Raw genomic sequence first — 15,748 nt, 5'->3', positions numbered from 1 at the left:
CCGCGCTCTTATTTGCACAAAGAGGCGGCAAGGGCCAGTAATGCTTCGTCCCGCGGCTGGGTCGACCAGTCTCCTGATGCCCATCCCACTCCGGCCGCATCAAGCACGGCAGGACTGATTGCGGCCAGATGAAGCCGCCGCCGCTCGATCATCGGCACCAATCGCGCCAAGCGAACGGCCCCGCGTGGCGAATGCAGCAGGGCCACTGCTTCGATAGGCAGTACGGCCGCCAAACCCTCTGCGGTTCCCGCTTCCACCGCTTCATAGACACAGCGAGGCACCATCATGACGGAGCCGGGATTGAAATCCTTGCGGTCGCGGCCGGCGGGATGAAATACGCGGGCATGTGCTCGCTGACCCATGAAATCGGATATCGCCTGCACCCCTGAATGACCGACCCTGGCGATCTGGAAGCCTTCTTGCCGGGCGGCCAAGGCCGTCGCTTCGCCGACGGCATATACCGGCAAGTGCTTGTAAAGACCAAGGTCGCGACCTCCGTACCGGACGGCGTTGGCGCTCGTCAGCAACATGGCGTCGAAATTTGCCGGATCCGGCGGTTCCCAAACGCAGGGGCGGACGTCGAAGAGCGGATAGCGGATCGCCGACAAACCGAGTTTTGCAGCGCGGCTTGCCGTTGCCGAGGCGCCTGGCTCCGCGCGCAGGATCAGCAGCGGAAAGGTCATGGGTTGAAAAGCGCGCGGAGCATCGGGCTTGCTCTTTTCAGAAGACTGCGGCCCAGGGCCACTGCCCGTGCTTCGTCACCTCGTGCCAGTCGGCATTCATCGGCGACATGCTCTCGACCATCGTTCGTCAGGATTTCAGCGGAAAGCAGGATCTCGCCTCCATCAATCCTGGCCCATGCGGCGACAGGAGAGTGACAACCGGCGTCCAGGCCAAGCAGCACCGCGCGCTCCGCCCGCACGCAATCGCCTGTATCGGCATCGTGAATGGCGGAAAGCAATGTCCGGATATTGCTATTGTTCGCGAGGCATTCGACCCCGACGGCACCTTGCGAAGGGGCGGGTAACATGATGTCGAGTGGAATGTCGTTGCCGACCGCCTCCTCGCCTAGCCTGATCAAACCTGCGGCGGCGAGCAGGGTTGCGTCGGCCTCACCTTTTTCCAGCCGCGCAATGCGTGTTGCCACATTGCCCCTGAAAAGGACGATTGAAAGATCCGGGCGGAGCCGCAGGAGTTGCGCGGCACGGCGGGGAGAACTGGTGCCGACCTTTGCTCCGGGTGACAGCGCTTCGATGCTGGGCGCGCCGATTAGCCGGTCATGGACATCGGCACGGGGAAGCATCGCGGCGACCACGATCTCTTCGGGCCGTATGGTTTCGACGTCCTTCATGCTATGAACGGAAAAATCGATGACACCTTCGACAAGGGCGCGATCCAACTCTTTGGTCCAAATGGCTTTTCCACCGATTTCCGCCAATGGTCGATCCTGGATGCGGTCGCCGTCGGTCCGCACGGTCACTATGTCGATCGCTTCTTCGTTCCAACCGTGCGCGGCGCGCAGCGTGGCAGCGACCATGTTCGCCTGCACCAGGGCCAAGGGAGAGCCTCGCGTGCCCAGGCGGAGCGGGCGGGTGAAGGGCGGATTGTCTTCATGCGTCATATCGTTGCTTGCTCTAATCCTTGGGAGCAGTAGAGGGAAGGGCAATGACCATCATCCTTGGCCTTGAATCCAGTTGCGACGAAACCGCCGCGGCGCTTGTGACGAGCGATCGGCGGATATTGGCGCATCGGCTGGCAACGCAAGAGGCGGAACATCGTCCTTATGGCGGCGTGGTGCCGGAAATTGCCGCCCGAGCCCATGTCGAGGCTCTAATGCCCTTGGTAGAAGCGGTATTTGAAGAGGCGAAGCTCAGTCTGAAGGATGTCGATGCGATTGCCGCGACTGCGGGGCCCGGCCTGATCGGTGGAGTCATGGTCGGCCTGGTGACGGGCAAGGCGCTCAGCCTGGCTGCCGGTAAGCCGCTCGTGGCGGTCAATCATCTGGAGGGCCATGCGCTTTCGCCGCGTCTGGCTGATCCAACCCTCCAATTTCCTTACCTGCTCCTGCTGGTGTCGGGCGGGCACTGCCAGCTTTTGTGCGTGGAAGGCGTCGGGAATTATCACCGTCTTGCCACCACGATCGATGATGCCGCGGGCGAGGCCTTCGACAAGACCGCCAAGCTGTTGGGACTAGGCTTTCCTGGTGGCCCGGCGGTCGAGCGTGCCGCCGCTTTGGGCGATGCCGCCGCCGTTCCGCTGCCTCGTCCCCTTCTGGGAACCAGCGAACCGCATTTCTCATTTGCCGGGCTGAAAAGCGCGGTGATGCGCGCCAGCCAATCGGGCGATTGGCGGGCCGAGGACATTGCGGCAAGCTTTCAGCAGGCCGTTATCGATTGCCTGGTGGATAGGACTCGCCGCGCCATTTTCGATGCCGGCGATCGCGGGAAGCCAAGCTCGTTGACCGCGCTTGTGGTTGCGGGGGGCGTCGCCGCGAATCAGTCGGTTCGAGCTGCGCTGGAGGGACTTGCTGCCGAACATGGCCTGCCTTTCGTGGCACCGCCGCTCTGGTTATGTACCGATAATGCCGCCATGATAGGCTGGGCCGGGGCGGAACGTTTCGCCGCGGGCATGACGGACGGGCTGGATGTTGTTGCGCGGCCACGCTGGCCGCTTGATCCCAATGCTGAAAAGGCAAGGGGTGCGGGGGTGAAGGCATGAAGATCGGTGTGATTGGCGGGGGCGCATGGGGCACTGCTTTGGCGCAGGTAACCGCTGCAAGTGGCGAGGCGGTCCTTCTCTGGGCGTTGGAGCCGGACGTCGTCCAAACCATTAACGATACCCACCGTAACACGCTCTATCTGCAGGATATTGATTTGAGCCCCGCCATTCGCGCGACGGGCGAGCTGGCCGATTTGTCCTCTTGCGACGCACTTCTTGTAGTGACGCCAGCCCAGTATCTGGGCGCGACATTGGGCAAGATCCCGGCCACGGGAACGCCGTTGGTGCTATGTTCCAAGGGCATCGAGGCGGGATCGCAAAGGCTGATGTCGGAAGTGGCAAGCGATGTTCATCCCGGATCGCCTATCGCGATATTGTCAGGACCCACATTCGCGCATGAAGTGGCGAAGGGGCTTCCCACGGCCGTAACGCTTGCCTGCGCTGATCGTAGCCTGGGCGAAACAATTGCTGCCCGCCTGGCGCGGCCAGCCTTCCGGCCCTATCTGTCAGAAGATGTGATCGGCGCTGAGATCGGCGGCGCGGTCAAGAACGTTCTCGCCATAGGTTGTGGGGTGGTTGAAGGAGCAGGACTGGGACAAAATGCCCGCGCCGCGCTTATTAGCCGGGGCTTTGCTGAAATGACACGTTTCGGACTTGCGCGAGGAGCGAGAGCGGAGACATTGGCGGGACTTTCGGGACTGGGCGACCTGGTCCTCACCTGCTCCTCGGTCAGTTCGCGCAATTTTTCGCTTGGCAAAGGGCTGGGCGAGGGTAAACCCGCGTCAGAGCTTCTGGCCGACCGCCGCACCGTTGCGGAAGGCGCCTTTACCGCGCCTGTACTGCATGCCGCCGCCACGGCCGCAGGCGTGGACATGCCGATCACCGAGGCCGTCTGCTCCTTGCTTTCAGGCAAACTTTCGGTAGCGAAAGTCATCGATGCGCTCCTCGCCCGGCCATTGCGACAGGAAAATGGCAATTGAGCCTGTGCGCTAATGCTGATTTACATCCGGACGGTGCTTCGCGATAAGCGTCGATTCTAAAAGAATAGGGGCAGGCTTTTGACGGGTGCAGTTTCTCCCGACGGCCCGGCCGGCGCAGGGTCCCCTGAAAAGGAGGATATTGCTGCGCTTGCCAAGGGAGGGCGCATCAATTTCATAGGCTTTTTGATGCGCTTGGCCGCGCGCCTGCCATTCCTGTTCATTGCAGGTCGCGTCTATGGCGCCGGTACTCTAGGTCGTTTCGCTTATGCTGTACTGGTGGTGGAATTCGCCGCCCAGCTTGCTACGCTGGGGTTGAAGCGGGGATTGGCGGGGGAACTTACCCGTACGGATCGCGACCATGCCCATGTCGTTTACGATGCAATGCTGGTAAGTTTGATCGCCTCCATCTTTGCGGCGGTCATTCTATCGATTTTCCCTCAGGCATTGTTTCCGAACAGCAGCGTCAATGATCTGGACCAGTTGCTGCCGCTCATCATCATAGCAGTTGCCGGCTCGGACATTGCGCTCACCGCATGCGCCTATCGCTATGACATCGCAGCCACAGTGCGGGCGCGTTCGATCATCGAGCCCTGGACGATCAGCATCGGCGCGATCGCCTTTTCCTTCTATTCGCTGCGGGATGGCCTGATTCTTTCCTATGTGCTGTCCTTGGTGGCGGCGCTGATCGCCTCGCTCATTCCTCTCGTCCGGACCTATGGTTTGCCCAAGGGATGGCGACCTGAGCCAATGCGGTTGTGGCGGATGGCGCGTCAGAACACGCCTCTCGCGGTTGCTGACGCGGTCGAATGGGGCTCGCGCCGGTTGGATCTTGCGATATTGGGACTGTTCGCGGCTCCTTATGTGGTCGGCATCTACTATGTCGCTCAGCAGGTGGCGTCCCTGCCGCAGAAACTGAAGACCAGCTTCGATCCCATACTTGGCCCGGTCATCACCCGTAACCTCGCGGAGAAAAACTATACCGCTATCGCCCGGCAGGTGAGTCAGGTGGGCTTTTGGATCATCGCGGCGCAAATGGGCATCGCCCTCGCGCTCGGCATTCCGGGCGAGGCGGTCATGGGGTTGGTGGGCCCCAATTTCGTCGGCGGCACGGGAGCGCTCGCCTTCCTTCTGGCGGCGGAGGTCATTGCCGCCACCGCCGTGGTCAGCGAAGCGGCGCTGGTCTATATGGCCCGCCACAGGAACCTGATGATCTCGCTTGCGATGATCGCGGTGCAGGCCGGCCTCAGTTTTGCCTTCATCCTGGGCGCGCGGGAATTGGGCCTGCCGGAACTCTATGTCGCGGCTGGGCCTGCGCTGGCGCTCTGCGTGGCCTTGGGATTGGCTGCCTTCGTGAAGGCGCGCTTTCTTTCCCGCTTGTTGGGTGCTCCGGTCAATGCCTGGCGCTGGGCGCTGGTCTGGGCGTCGGCTTTAGCGGTGCTCGCTGGCATGTTGGTTACGCAAATCCCCGAATGGGCGGAACTGTCGCTGGGGGTGCCGTTGATCCTTGGCGTCTATTGCTGGATGATCTGGTCCAAGGGCTTTGGGCAAGAGGACCGGGAACTGTTTCGTAAGGCGCGATAGGCTCGCTCAAACTATCTTCCAAGCATAATGACTTCCGTTCCGGGAAGACGAACTGCAGCCAATCCCCATCTTGTTTGTCGCGCCTACGCTGTTGCTCGGCGATTTCATGCAAGACAGCTGCAGTCATCTGCTGTAATAAAAATGTCATTGTAACAAAAATGTCTTGGATTTGTCGTGTTCTTGTCATCACCTTTTGGCCAGAAGTCAAAGCATGGAGCGGTAGGCGCGCCGCCGCTGGCTCTGCTGTTTCAGGAGATGCGTTCTCTACCCCGAGTGAGGCGCGCGGGACATGCCGGGCATCTGTTCAGCACGTCTCATAATGGACAGGGCCATCCGGTCTTGGTGCTGCCTGGCTTTCTGGCTTCCGATGAGTCCACAACGACGCTTCGCCGAACGTTAAGGGCCGCCAACTACCATAGCCATGGTTGGGGCCTGGGACGAAATCTGGGCATTCGCTCGGATATTTTTGAACTGCTCGATCGCAGGATGGATCTTATCCAGGCGCGCGCGGAAGAACCGGTCACGGTCGTCGGTTGGAGCCTTGGGGGCCTTATCGCGCGGGAATATGCCAAATATGCGCCGCGGCGCGTGGCGAAGGTGATCACTTTGGGCAGCCCTTTTTCGGGAAATCTGCGCGCCAATCATGCCTGGCGGCTCTATGAGTTCATTGCCCGGCATCCGATCGACTCTCCGCCGGTGCAGGTCCAACTCAACCATAAGCCGCCGGTGCCGACCTTCGCCATCTGGTCGCGCCTGGACGGCGTGGTTGCCCATCGCTGTGCTCGCGGCCTTCCCGGCGAAAGCGACGCAACGATCGAGGTGCGATGCGGGCATATGGGCTTTATTTCCGCGGCCGATTCCTTCGAGGCGATTTTCCAGGCATTGCAGAGTTAAAGTGATTTCGACCCTCCTGCGTTCACGAGTCAGGGTGGTCCGTCAGGCGCTTTCGGAAACAAGCCGGCATTTTACGGATCGCGGCGTTCGACCGCACTTTGCGCTCCGATCCACCGCTGACGAACGCGTGCTGCAAATGATTGCGGCGGGGCTTGGGATCACCATAATGCCGGCGAGCTATAGCTGGCCTGGCGTAACCCGCCCCTCGCTCACCGGCTTTGATTTGACGCGTACGCTCGGTTTCGCTTTTGGCCATGACTTTGAGCATTTACGCGCGCAATAGCCCGGCTTTCTTCAGGCGCTAAGCCAGCAGTTGCTGCGCCAATAATCTGATTATGTCCGGGCTCCCTTGCAGTCTGTACCACTTCCGCTTAACCTGCGCTCAAGTACCGGCGGGATTGCCCGTTCCGGAAAGCATAAGTGAGTTACGGCATGGCACAGTTTGGTTCGCCATTGCCGCGAAGTTCCGGCGCCAGAAATCCTAATGGCAGCCGGGCCATGGCGGCGCAATTGCCCCGGTCAGAGGGCCGATGGCCTCACCGCCGCGCTTATGCGGCCATTGATCTTGGCACCAATAACTGCCGTTTGCTTATTGCAAAGCCGTCATCCGATGGGTTTATCGTTGTCGACGCCTTTTCGCGGATTGTGAGGTTGGGCGAGGGGCTGGCCACCAGTGGCAGGCTCAGCGATGCAGCAATCGATCGCGCGATAGCGGCTCTTTCGGTTTGCTCTGACAAGCTGCGGCGACGCCATGTTACTTTGGCAAGGTCAGTGGCGACCGAGGCCTGCAGGCGGGCCAGCAATGGTTCTGCATTTATTGAACGGGTCTATCGTGAAACCGGTATCGCCCTCGATATTATCTCGGCTGAAGAAGAAGCGCGGCTGGCGGTGCTTGGCTGCCACATCCTACTGGAGCCGGGAGAAGGGCCGGCCCTCATCTTCGATATTGGCGGCGGATCGACCGAATTGGTTCTGGTCGAAACCGAAGGTCCTGCGCCGCGTATCGTCGATTGGCAAAGCGCTCCCTGGGGCGTGGTGTCGCTCACCGAGAGCGAAGGCTATGATCCCGCCGATCCCGAAGCGCGGATAGCAGGCTATGCGCGGATGCGGGAGCGCGTGACCGAAAGCTTCCGTCCCTTTGCGGAACGTTTGCCCAAGCGGTTGGGAGGAGTGCGTTTGCTTGGCACCAGCGGCACCGTAACGACGCTCGCCAGCCTTCATCTGGGTTTGCAGCGCTATGACAGGCAGGCTATCGACGGACTGATCGTCCCGTCCGGGTCAATGCGCGACATTTCAATGCGGCTGTCCTCCATGTCTATCGATGAAAGGCGGGAATTGCCCTGCATCGGGCATGAGCGGGCTGACCTGGTGGTGGCGGGATGCGCGATTCTCGAATGCATACTCGACATCTGGCCTGCTGCGCGGCTGGGCGTTGCTGATCGCGGCATTCGGGAAGGCATTTTACGCGGATTGATGGAACGCGACGGGCGGTTTGCCCACCATGGCTAGGGGCGGTGGCGCGGGTCGGGTTCGTGTAAAAACGGCCAAGGGACGAACGGCCCAATCCACCCGTTGGCTGGAGCGCCAGCTGAACGATCCTTATGTGAGGAAAGCCAAGGCAGAGGGCTATCGCAGCCGTGCCGCCTTCAAGCTTATCGAACTCGACGAGAAGTTCAAACTTATCCGGCAAGCGCGGCATGTGGTCGATCTGGGGGTGGCACCGGGCGGCTGGGCGCAGGTGGTGAAGAAGCTTAGCCCCAAGGCGAAGGTAGTCGGCATCGACCTGTTGCCGACCGACGCCATTCCGGATGTGACGCTGTTCCAAATGGACTTCATGGACGACAAAGCGCCGGAGGTGCTACGCGACGCGTTGGGCGCAGAGCCTGATCTGATATTATCCGACATGGCTGCGAACACGGTTGGCCACCCGCAGACCGACCATCTGCGCACCATGGGCCTTGTGGAGGCGGCCGCCTGGTTCGCCGTTGAAAATCTGCAGAAGGGTGGGGCCTTTGTAGCCAAGGTGTTCGCCGGCGGGACGGATCATGATCTTCTAATCGTGCTGAAAAAGCATTTTTCCACGGTGAAGCATGCCAAGCCCCCCGCCAGCAGGAAGGGCAGCAGCGAGTGGTACGTGATTGCTCAGGGCTTTAAAGGGCGGGACCAGGGGCAGGGTCAATCAGAAGAAGCACCCGGCTGACCCGAACTGACTGTCATGCAAAACAGTTGGGCTCCTGCAAAAGCAGAAGCCCAGATGTCATTTCAGATAGAGAGAAGGCTTAAGCTCCTTGTGGAGCTGGATCCCCGAACGGCCCCTTCCGGCGGCGCGTCTTGGGGATCGAAGACCCGACAGACGGCACGGTTGCAGGCTTCACCGTAGTTCCATCGTCGCGGCTGAATTCGCCGGTGTCGAGCAGGGTTTTGATCTCCTCGCCGCTCAGCGTTTCATATTCCAGCAACGCATTGGCGAGCATATGCAGTTGATCCTCATGGTCGGTCAGCACCTTGTTCGCGCGTTCATACCCGGTCTCAACGATATGCCGGATCTCCGCGTCGATGGCCTGGGCCGTTTCATTCGACATGTGCATGTTTTGCGTGCGGGAGTAGCCGAGGAATACCTCTTCTTCACCCTCGCTATATTGCAGCGGACCCATTTTGTCGGACATGCCCCAGCGCGTGACCATGTCGCGCGCAAGCTTCGTGGCGTATTGGATGTCGCCCGAAGCGCCGGATGAAACCTTGTCATAGCCAAAGATGATTTCTTCGGCGACACGGCCGCCCATGGCAACAGCAAGGTTCGCGTGCATCTTGTCGCGATGGTAGCTGTAGCTGTCCCGTTCGGGCAGGCGCATGACCATGCCGAGCGCACGACCACGCGGGATGATCGTGGCCTTGTGAATGGGATCGGACGCTGCTTCATGGACTGCGACGATGGCATGTCCCGCCTCATGATAGGCGGTCATCTTCTTTTCGTCCTCGGTCATGACCATCGACTTGCGTTCGGTGCCCATCATCACCTTGTCCTTGGCCGCCTCGAACTCATCCATGGCGACAAGGCGCTTGCCGCGCCGCGCGGCGAGCAGGGCTGCCTCATTGACCAGGTTGGCAAGATCGGCGCCTGAAAAGCCGGGCGTACCACGTGCGATGATGCGGGGGTTGACGTCCGGAGCCAAGGGCACCTTTTTCATGTGGACAGCCAGAATCTTCTCGCGACCATCAATGTCCGGGCGTGGGACCACGACCTGCCGATCGAAGCGGCCGGGGCGCAGCAGCGCGGGGTCCAGCACGTCGGGCCGGTTGGTCGCGGCGATGATGATGATGCCCTCGTTCGCCTCGAAACCGTCCATTTCGACCAGAAGCTGGTTCAGCGTCTGTTCGCGTTCGTCATTGCCATTGCCCAGACCAGCGCCGCGATGGCGTCCGACCGCGTCAATTTCATCGATGAAGACGATACAGGGTGCGTTTTTCTTCGCCTGTTCGAACATGTCGCGCACGCGGCTTGCACCGACGCCGACAAACATCTCAACGAAGTCCGAACCGGAAATGGTGAAGAAGGGGACGCCGGCCTCACCCGCAATGGCGCGGGCAAGCAGCGTCTTGCCGGTGCCGGGGGATCCGACGAGCAGCGCGCCCTTGGGGATTTGCCCACCAAGACGGGCAAATTTCGTCGGATCCTTTAGAAATTCGACGATTTCCTGCAATTCCTCGCGCGCCTCGTCAATGCCGGCAACGTCATCAAAGGTCACCTTGCCCTGCTTTTCGGTCAGCAGCTTCGCCTTTGACTTGCCAAAGCCCATCGCGCCCGAGCCCGAGCCCTTTTGCATCTGGCGAAGGACGAAAAAGGCGATGCCCAGGATCAGCAGGAATGGCAGCGACTGGTAGAGCAAAATCATCCAGAAACTGGGCTGCTCTTCGGCCTTGCCGCTATATTTGACATTATAGTCGTCAAGCAGATTGGCGAGCCCGGGATCACTGACCGGAACCGTCGAGAATTTCTCGTCATTGGTGAGAGTGCCGGTAATGCGGTCCGGCGCGATAGCTACGTCCTTGACCGCGCCTTCCTGCACCTTCTGCCGGAATTCGGAATAGGCGATGGCGCTGCCTGTGGGGGCCGCTGACTTTGAATCAAAGATCGACACGAAAAGAAGCAGGGCTACGATCACCCCCGCCCAGATCATGGCGCTCTTAATCCAGGGATTGGTCTGCGGGTCCTTTTCGTCGTTCATCTTCACTCTCTAACGCCGTCGCCTCCTAAAGATAGGAAAGCACGGCCAAATGACAATATCGCCGGCCGATCATCCGGGCCGTCGCCGGGGCGGAGCTGGTTTCACTATCCAGTTGCCGCCCCCGCTCAATAGCAGCATACCAATTGTATATTTCTTACCAAGCGCGAGCTGAACCAGCGCTTGATCGATGGCATTGCCCCTGGGCGTCAAGCCGGGATCAAGCCGGGCAAGCATGCGCAATAGCAGCCTTCGTTGAATTTCGCGTGGAAAATCGATTCTGGAAAGCCGAATTTCTTCGCCGTTGTAATCGATATATTGTTGTTCCAGGGTGTTAACTACCCATTCCAGCGCGATTTCGGCTTCATTGAGGGCTGCGGCGCTGCGGCTGGCCGAAATGGAATCGAGCCAGTCCGTTTCCGAAAGATGCAACCGAAGAGCGGCTCGGTCGTAGCGAACATCCCTGTTGCTCGGGTCCTGCACGCTCGAGCAACCGGCTTGAGCCACCACATGCGCGAGTTCGGCGCGGGTCCAGAACAGGAGAGGGCGAAGCAGCCTGTCGGATCGGCCCCGAATGCCCGCTAGGCCGGATACTCCCGATCCTCGGTTCAGCCGCATCAATATGGTTTCGAGCTGATCGTCAGCATGATGTGCTGTCAGCAGCCAGTTCAGCTTGCGCTCGTCGCACCATTGCCAAAGGAGCCGGTAACGCTCGGCGCGTGCGGCGGATTGCAGATTGCCGGTGATGGGGACGTGCGGGCGCAAGGTTGCGTGGGAAACGCCCTGCTCCTGACACCATTGAGCGACGATTGCCGCTTCATCGGCGGCTTCGGGGCGGAAGCCATGATCGACGGTCGCGGCTTCCACCTGGCCCGGAAAAGCCGCTTGAGTGAGAGCGAGAAGCGCCATGCTGTCAGGCCCGCCCGATACAGCTATGCCAAAGCGGTCCTTCGGACTCTTTTCCCGCCCCAGCAGGCGTTCCAGGTCGGCGATGAAGCGGCTTAGGATGGGCTGTGGAAGATGAGCCAAGGTGATGCTTTCGCCAAGGTCTTTACCCCGCGCACTTCGCGCTGGCGCGGCCCTTGGTCACCACATCCTTCAGGCTGACCGACGCGGTCGGGCCGTAAACATCGTCGAACTCGTCATAAACCTTGCAAGCGTCGGCAGGCTTTTTCAGCTGGACGAGCGCCTGCCCTAGATAAGCCAAGCTGTCGGGCGCGCGTTCGCCCTTCGGACGCTTCTGGTAATTCTCGTAAAAAGCGACGGATGCCAGCGCTGGTTTGCCTTGATCCAGATAAGTGCGTCCCAGCAGATTCTGGGCAAAGCTGGCGCGGCGGTGATTGGGGTTTTTCTCGAGGAAGCTTTTTAGTTGCACTTCCGCCTCCGGATAGAATTTAGCGGCCCATAGGCGATAGCCGTAAAGATAGGCGTCTTCGGCAGCGTCCCCCGAATTGGGTCGTTCGATGGCAGCAACAGCAGCCTTGCGGGCATTGTCGACCGGAGCGGCGGCTGGCGCGGCAGTGGCGGCGCCCGGTGCGGGTGCAACCGCTGGGGGCGTACGAGCGCTCATGCGTGCATCCATGTCTGCCTTGTACTTGTTGAATGCCTCTTCCAGCTGGCGAAGCTTGAAGGCGTTCTGTTCTGCTTGTCCGGTGAGGCTCGCAAGTTGTCCTTCCAGAGCATCCACGCGCGAGGTGAGATCGCTAATCGGCGACGAAGCCGGCGTACCTGGTGCTGGTGCGGGCGTGGCGGCTGGCGGCGCAATTTCCGCCTCGAAATATTGTCCGCTCCCGCCAGGGAAAATCTTGCGCTGAACCGCCTTCATCTCTTTTTCGAGCTTACCGACACGCTGCTCTACGTTGGACTGCGCCAGCAAGGGAGTTGCCGGAACAGCCGCCATGACAAGAGCGCTCACAACAAAACCGCGCATAAGGATCCTCAAATTGATGGTTACTGGCCCCGATGAAACCATAGATGATTTCCTCGCAGGGTAAAGATTGACCTGAGATGAATCGGGCGTTTGTTTGGCTTGGCCTTTAACGGACTGCGAACGCCTGCATTTGGCATCCGCTTCCAGGGCTAAGCTTATGGTTGCGGGGCAGGTGGAGGCGTGGCCGGCGCGGCTCGGGCATTGAGGGCGCTCGCGCTGATGGGGACGTCGGTAATCGTCTTGTCCGGCGTGCCGAGGGGCGGGACTTCCTTGCCGCCAATAGTGACGCGAAGCGCCTGCGGTCTGCCCGTGATAATCAACGGGTTTTTGGCTGTGGGCGGCACGATGAACTTTTCCCCGGTCACCATTTCCTTCTCGAAAAGGCGCTTGCCCCCTTCCTCATAAATGCGCAGCCATACCGTGTCGGTGGCCGTCAGCATTACATCGCCTGCAGGCGCCTGCGGGCGTTGCGGAACGGAGGGCTGCCCCGGAACTGTCGGTACTGCTTTGGGCGCTTGCGCCACTCGCGTCTCAGCAATCTCCTCATCGGTCGGAGCGGTAAAGAATTGCGTGCGCCAAATGCCGTACCCCACCGCCAAAATCACCGCCAGCGCTATGGCAGTCCAAGCGAGATAACGGGGCGGAACTCGCGCGGGATCGGCAGGTTCAAAAGCTTCATATCGCGTGCTCGAAATTGCGTCTTGCGCTTCCAGGTCGGCGCGGACCTCACGTGCGATCTGTACCTCGTCCAGGCCGACAGCGCGGGCATAGGCACGGGAAAAGCCGATGCAATAGGTCGCGCCGGGAAGCGCTTTGTAATCACCTTTTTCAAGAGCCGAGAGCATCCGAACAGGAACGCGCGTCCGGGCGGCAATGTCGTCGACGCTGACCTTCATAGCCTCCCGCGCGATACGCAATTTTTCGCCGGGCGCGTGAATGTTCAGTTCCTCCTGATCCGGCTCCTCTTCGCCTGCCATCAACGTCTCCCGCTCCGGTCATATATCTGCCCAGCGGCTTTCTCACACCCTGGGGTAAGCCCTGTCAACGCGAGCAGCAGCAATTTTTTTGCTTTCACAACTAATTAAGCTCAATTTTCCGGTCGCTCGCCCATTGGGTCAGCGCCGACCTTATGTCCGTACGGCCGCTCGTCAGTAGGGCGGCGAGTTCGCCCTGCAACGGCTTCACTTCCAAAGAACGGATCATTGCCTTCACCGGTCCGACCGAAGCAGGCGTGATCGAAAGCCGTCTGATGCCAAGCGCCAGAAGCGCCATCGCCTCCAACGTTCGTCCACCCATCTCCCCGCAGACGCCGACCGGCACCTGATGCTCAATGCAGGCCTTGGATATGCGGTTGAGGAAGCGCAAGATGGCGATGCTGAGCCAGTCATAACGCTCCGCCAGCTTGGGGTGCGCCCGATCAGCTGCGAAAAGAAACTGCGTAAGATCATTTGTACCAACGGACAGGAAATCCAGCCTGGGCAGCAACAGATCTAGCACTTCAGCGAGCGCCGGGACCTCCAGCATCGCGCCGTAGCGCACATTCTGGGGCAGCTTCTTCTTTTGCTTGGTAAGCCATAGTCGCTGCGCTTCGAACAAGGCCTTGGCCTCGTCAAATTCCCAAGGTTCGGAGATCAGCGGGAACATGACGTTGAGCGTCCGACCCGCCGCCGCCTCCAGCAAGGCGCGGGCCTGCGCCTTCATCAACCCGTCGCGTTCAAGGGATAGACGAAGCGCGCGCCAACCCATTGCGGGATTGTCTTCAATATTCTCCTCGTCCTGCCTCATATAGGGCAAGGCCTTGTCCCCGCCGATATCGACGGTGCGGAATATGACGGGCCGCTCTCCGGCGGCATCCAAAACATCGCGATAAAGCCGCTGCTGCCGCTCGCGTTGCGGGAGCGTCGCCGATACGAGGAACTGGAATTCGGTGCGGAACAGGCCGATGCCGTCCGCGCCGGTGACGTCCAGTGCCGAAACGTCATCCCGCAGCCCCGCATTCACCATCAGTTCGACGCGCTCGCCATCCAGCGTGACCGAAGGCATGTCACGCATCGCGGCGAAAGCAGCACGGCGCTTTTGCGTGAATGCCAGCTTCGTTTCAAACGCTTCGTCCATCGTCGGCGTCGGGCGGATGAACAAACGGTTTTCATTGACGTCTATCAGGAGCAGGTCACCCTCACCCACCAAGTGTCGAATATTGTGAACACGGCCCAGCATCGGCACGCCCATGGCCCGCGCGACGATGGTCACATGAGCGGTGAGCGAGCCTTCCTCCAGAATAACGCCCTTTAAGCGCCGCCGGTCATATTCCAGCAGTTCGGCAGGCCCCAAATTGCGGGCGATGAGAATGGTGTCCTGCCTCAATCCCAATTGCGCGGCGGTGCCGAGCTGCCCCGACACGATGCGGATCAGGCGATTGGCGAGATCCTCCAGATCGTGCATGCGATCGGCGAGCAGGGGGTCGTCGATTTGACGCATGCGCATGCGCGTGCGTTGCTGAACTCGCTCAATGGCGGCTTCAGCCGTCAGGCCACTGTCGATCGCTTCATTGATGCGTCGCGCCCAACCTTCATCATAGGCGAACATCTTGTAGGTTTCGAGGACCTCTTCATGTTCGCCGCCAATGCCGAATTCGGATTGGCCCGTCATGCGGTCGATCTGTTCGCGCATCTTGGAAAAAGCGGAAAGAACGCGCTGCCGTTCGACCTCGATGTCTTCAGCCACGGTATGTTCAATGGTGATACGTGGCTGGTGAAACACGGCGTGACCGCGGCCCATGCCCATGACCAGCTGCAATCCCTGCAACATGGTGGGCGCCGTTTCCGGTACACGGGCATAGGCAGGGCTATCGTCGATAAGTCCTGCGTTGGCGATGAGTTCCGACAGCACCATCGCCACGGTCTGTAGCGCCTCTATCTCCACCTCGGCATAACGGCGCGGCTCCACATGCTGTACTGCGAGGACCCCGACCGCTTCCTCTCGCCGGACGATGGGAACGCCTGCAAAACTGTGGAAAAGCTCTTCGCCAGTCTCCGGATTGTAGACGAAGTCCGGGTGGCTGGTTGCTTCGTCCAGGTTCAGCGTTTCGATATTTTTGGCGATGGTGCCCACAAGGCCCTGGCCCAGCGCCAATTTGGTGACGTGCACAGCCTCCTGCTTCAGCCCGCGTGTGGCGTAGAGTTCAAGGACCCCATCCCGAAGCAGGTAGATGGAGCATACTTCGCTCGAAAGCTGTTCGGCGATGATGTCGACGACCTTGTTCAGCTTCGCTTGCGCATTGGTGCGCGCTGCCATCACATCATGGAGACGGTTCAGAATTTCCCGGGCGGACGCTGCGGCTGAAGTGGTCATAGTCCATCGCTATCAGAAAGCGGTAGGGGTTTCCAATGGGGATGATGAACCGGGCTATGGAAATGCTGTTG

Annotated in this window: 14 protein-coding genes; 7 read left to right on the top strand and 7 right to left on the bottom strand. The window is 60.3% G+C overall.

Features of this window, described 5'->3' with window-relative positions:
• Positions 1-8 precede the first annotated feature (8 nt).
• Complete coding sequence (locus HNQ99_RS08300) at positions 9-683, bottom strand: uroporphyrinogen-III synthase (protein WP_184475168.1); 675 nt, start codon at positions 681-683, stop codon at positions 9-11.
• Positions 680-1,621 (bottom strand): hydroxymethylbilane synthase, encoded by a 942-nt coding sequence (hemC, locus tag HNQ99_RS08295; protein ID WP_184475167.1) that lies wholly within the window; start codon positions 1,619-1,621, stop codon positions 680-682. The genes HNQ99_RS08300 and hemC overlap by 4 nt, the downstream gene beginning before the upstream one ends.
• A gap of 44 nt (positions 1,622-1,665) precedes the next feature.
• Between hemC and tsaD the strand changes: the two genes are divergently transcribed.
• The 7 genes from tsaD to HNQ99_RS08260 all read left to right on the top strand — a co-directional run bounded on the left by tsaD (position 1,666) and on the right by HNQ99_RS08260 (position 8,373).
• Positions 1,666-2,718 carry a tRNA (adenosine(37)-N6)-threonylcarbamoyltransferase complex transferase subunit TsaD gene (gene tsaD / locus HNQ99_RS08290; RefSeq protein ID WP_184475166.1) on the top strand — a complete coding sequence of 351 codons (1,053 nt, stop codon included), beginning with the start codon at positions 1,666-1,668 and terminating at the stop codon, positions 2,716-2,718.
• Complete coding sequence (locus HNQ99_RS08285; RefSeq protein WP_184475165.1) at positions 2,715-3,698, top strand: NAD(P)H-dependent glycerol-3-phosphate dehydrogenase; 984 nt, start codon at positions 2,715-2,717, stop codon at positions 3,696-3,698. The genes tsaD and HNQ99_RS08285 overlap by 4 nt, the downstream gene beginning before the upstream one ends.
• A gap of 78 nt (positions 3,699-3,776) precedes the next feature.
• A complete protein-coding gene (locus HNQ99_RS08280) occupies positions 3,777-5,279 on the top strand; it encodes a lipopolysaccharide biosynthesis protein (RefSeq protein ID WP_184475164.1) in 1,503 nt (500 codons plus the stop codon).
• 174 nt (positions 5,280-5,453) lie between these two features.
• Positions 5,454-6,173, top strand: coding sequence for an alpha/beta hydrolase (locus tag HNQ99_RS08275; protein ID WP_322790341.1), 720 nt, complete (start codon positions 5,454-5,456; stop codon positions 6,171-6,173).
• 1 nt (position 6,174) lies between these two features.
• The gene (locus HNQ99_RS08270; RefSeq protein ID WP_184475163.1) at positions 6,175-6,456 is read left to right on the top strand and encodes a type 2 periplasmic-binding domain-containing protein; all 282 of its coding nucleotides are present in this window, start codon (positions 6,175-6,177) and stop codon (positions 6,454-6,456) included.
• Between the two features lie 149 nt (positions 6,457-6,605).
• Positions 6,606-7,682, top strand: coding sequence for a Ppx/GppA phosphatase family protein (locus tag HNQ99_RS08265; protein ID WP_184475162.1), 1,077 nt, complete (start codon positions 6,606-6,608; stop codon positions 7,680-7,682).
• Positions 7,675-8,373 carry an RlmE family RNA methyltransferase gene (locus HNQ99_RS08260; RefSeq protein ID WP_184475161.1) on the top strand — a complete coding sequence of 233 codons (699 nt, stop codon included), beginning with the start codon at positions 7,675-7,677 and terminating at the stop codon, positions 8,371-8,373. Before HNQ99_RS08265 ends, HNQ99_RS08260 begins: the two co-directional genes overlap by 8 nt.
• A 79-nt stretch (positions 8,374-8,452) precedes the next feature.
• Here HNQ99_RS08260 and ftsH read toward each other — a convergent pair whose 3' ends face one another.
• The 5 genes from ftsH to ptsP all read right to left on the bottom strand — a co-directional run bounded on the left by ftsH (position 8,453) and on the right by ptsP (position 15,677).
• A complete protein-coding gene (gene ftsH, locus HNQ99_RS08255; protein WP_184475160.1) occupies positions 8,453-10,399 on the bottom strand; it encodes an ATP-dependent zinc metalloprotease FtsH in 1,947 nt (648 codons plus the stop codon).
• A gap of 69 nt (positions 10,400-10,468) precedes the next feature.
• Positions 10,469-11,425: a tRNA lysidine(34) synthetase TilS gene (gene tilS / locus HNQ99_RS08250; RefSeq protein ID WP_221232627.1), complete on the bottom strand. Its 957-nt coding sequence runs from the start codon at positions 11,423-11,425 to the stop codon at positions 10,469-10,471.
• Between the two features lie 22 nt (positions 11,426-11,447).
• On the bottom strand, positions 11,448-12,326 hold the full coding sequence (locus HNQ99_RS08245; RefSeq protein WP_184475159.1) for a tetratricopeptide repeat protein: 879 nt from the start codon (positions 12,324-12,326) through the stop codon (positions 11,448-11,450).
• Between the two features lie 155 nt (positions 12,327-12,481).
• Entirely contained in the window at positions 12,482-13,303 is an 822-nt protein-coding gene (locus tag HNQ99_RS08240) for a helix-turn-helix domain-containing protein (protein ID WP_184475158.1), read from the bottom strand.
• Between the two features lie 100 nt (positions 13,304-13,403).
• On the bottom strand, positions 13,404-15,677 hold the full coding sequence (gene ptsP / locus HNQ99_RS08235) for a phosphoenolpyruvate--protein phosphotransferase (protein ID WP_184475157.1): 2,274 nt from the start codon (positions 15,675-15,677) through the stop codon (positions 13,404-13,406).
• Positions 15,678-15,748 lie beyond the last annotated feature (71 nt).

It is taken from the genome of Rhizorhapis suberifaciens (assembly GCF_014200045.1).
In the GTDB taxonomy this organism is placed as follows: Bacteria; Pseudomonadota; Alphaproteobacteria; order Sphingomonadales; family Sphingomonadaceae; genus Rhizorhapis; species Rhizorhapis suberifaciens.
Note: the sequence above shows the minus strand (reverse complement) of the source record. Positions and strands in the feature narration are given on the sequence as shown.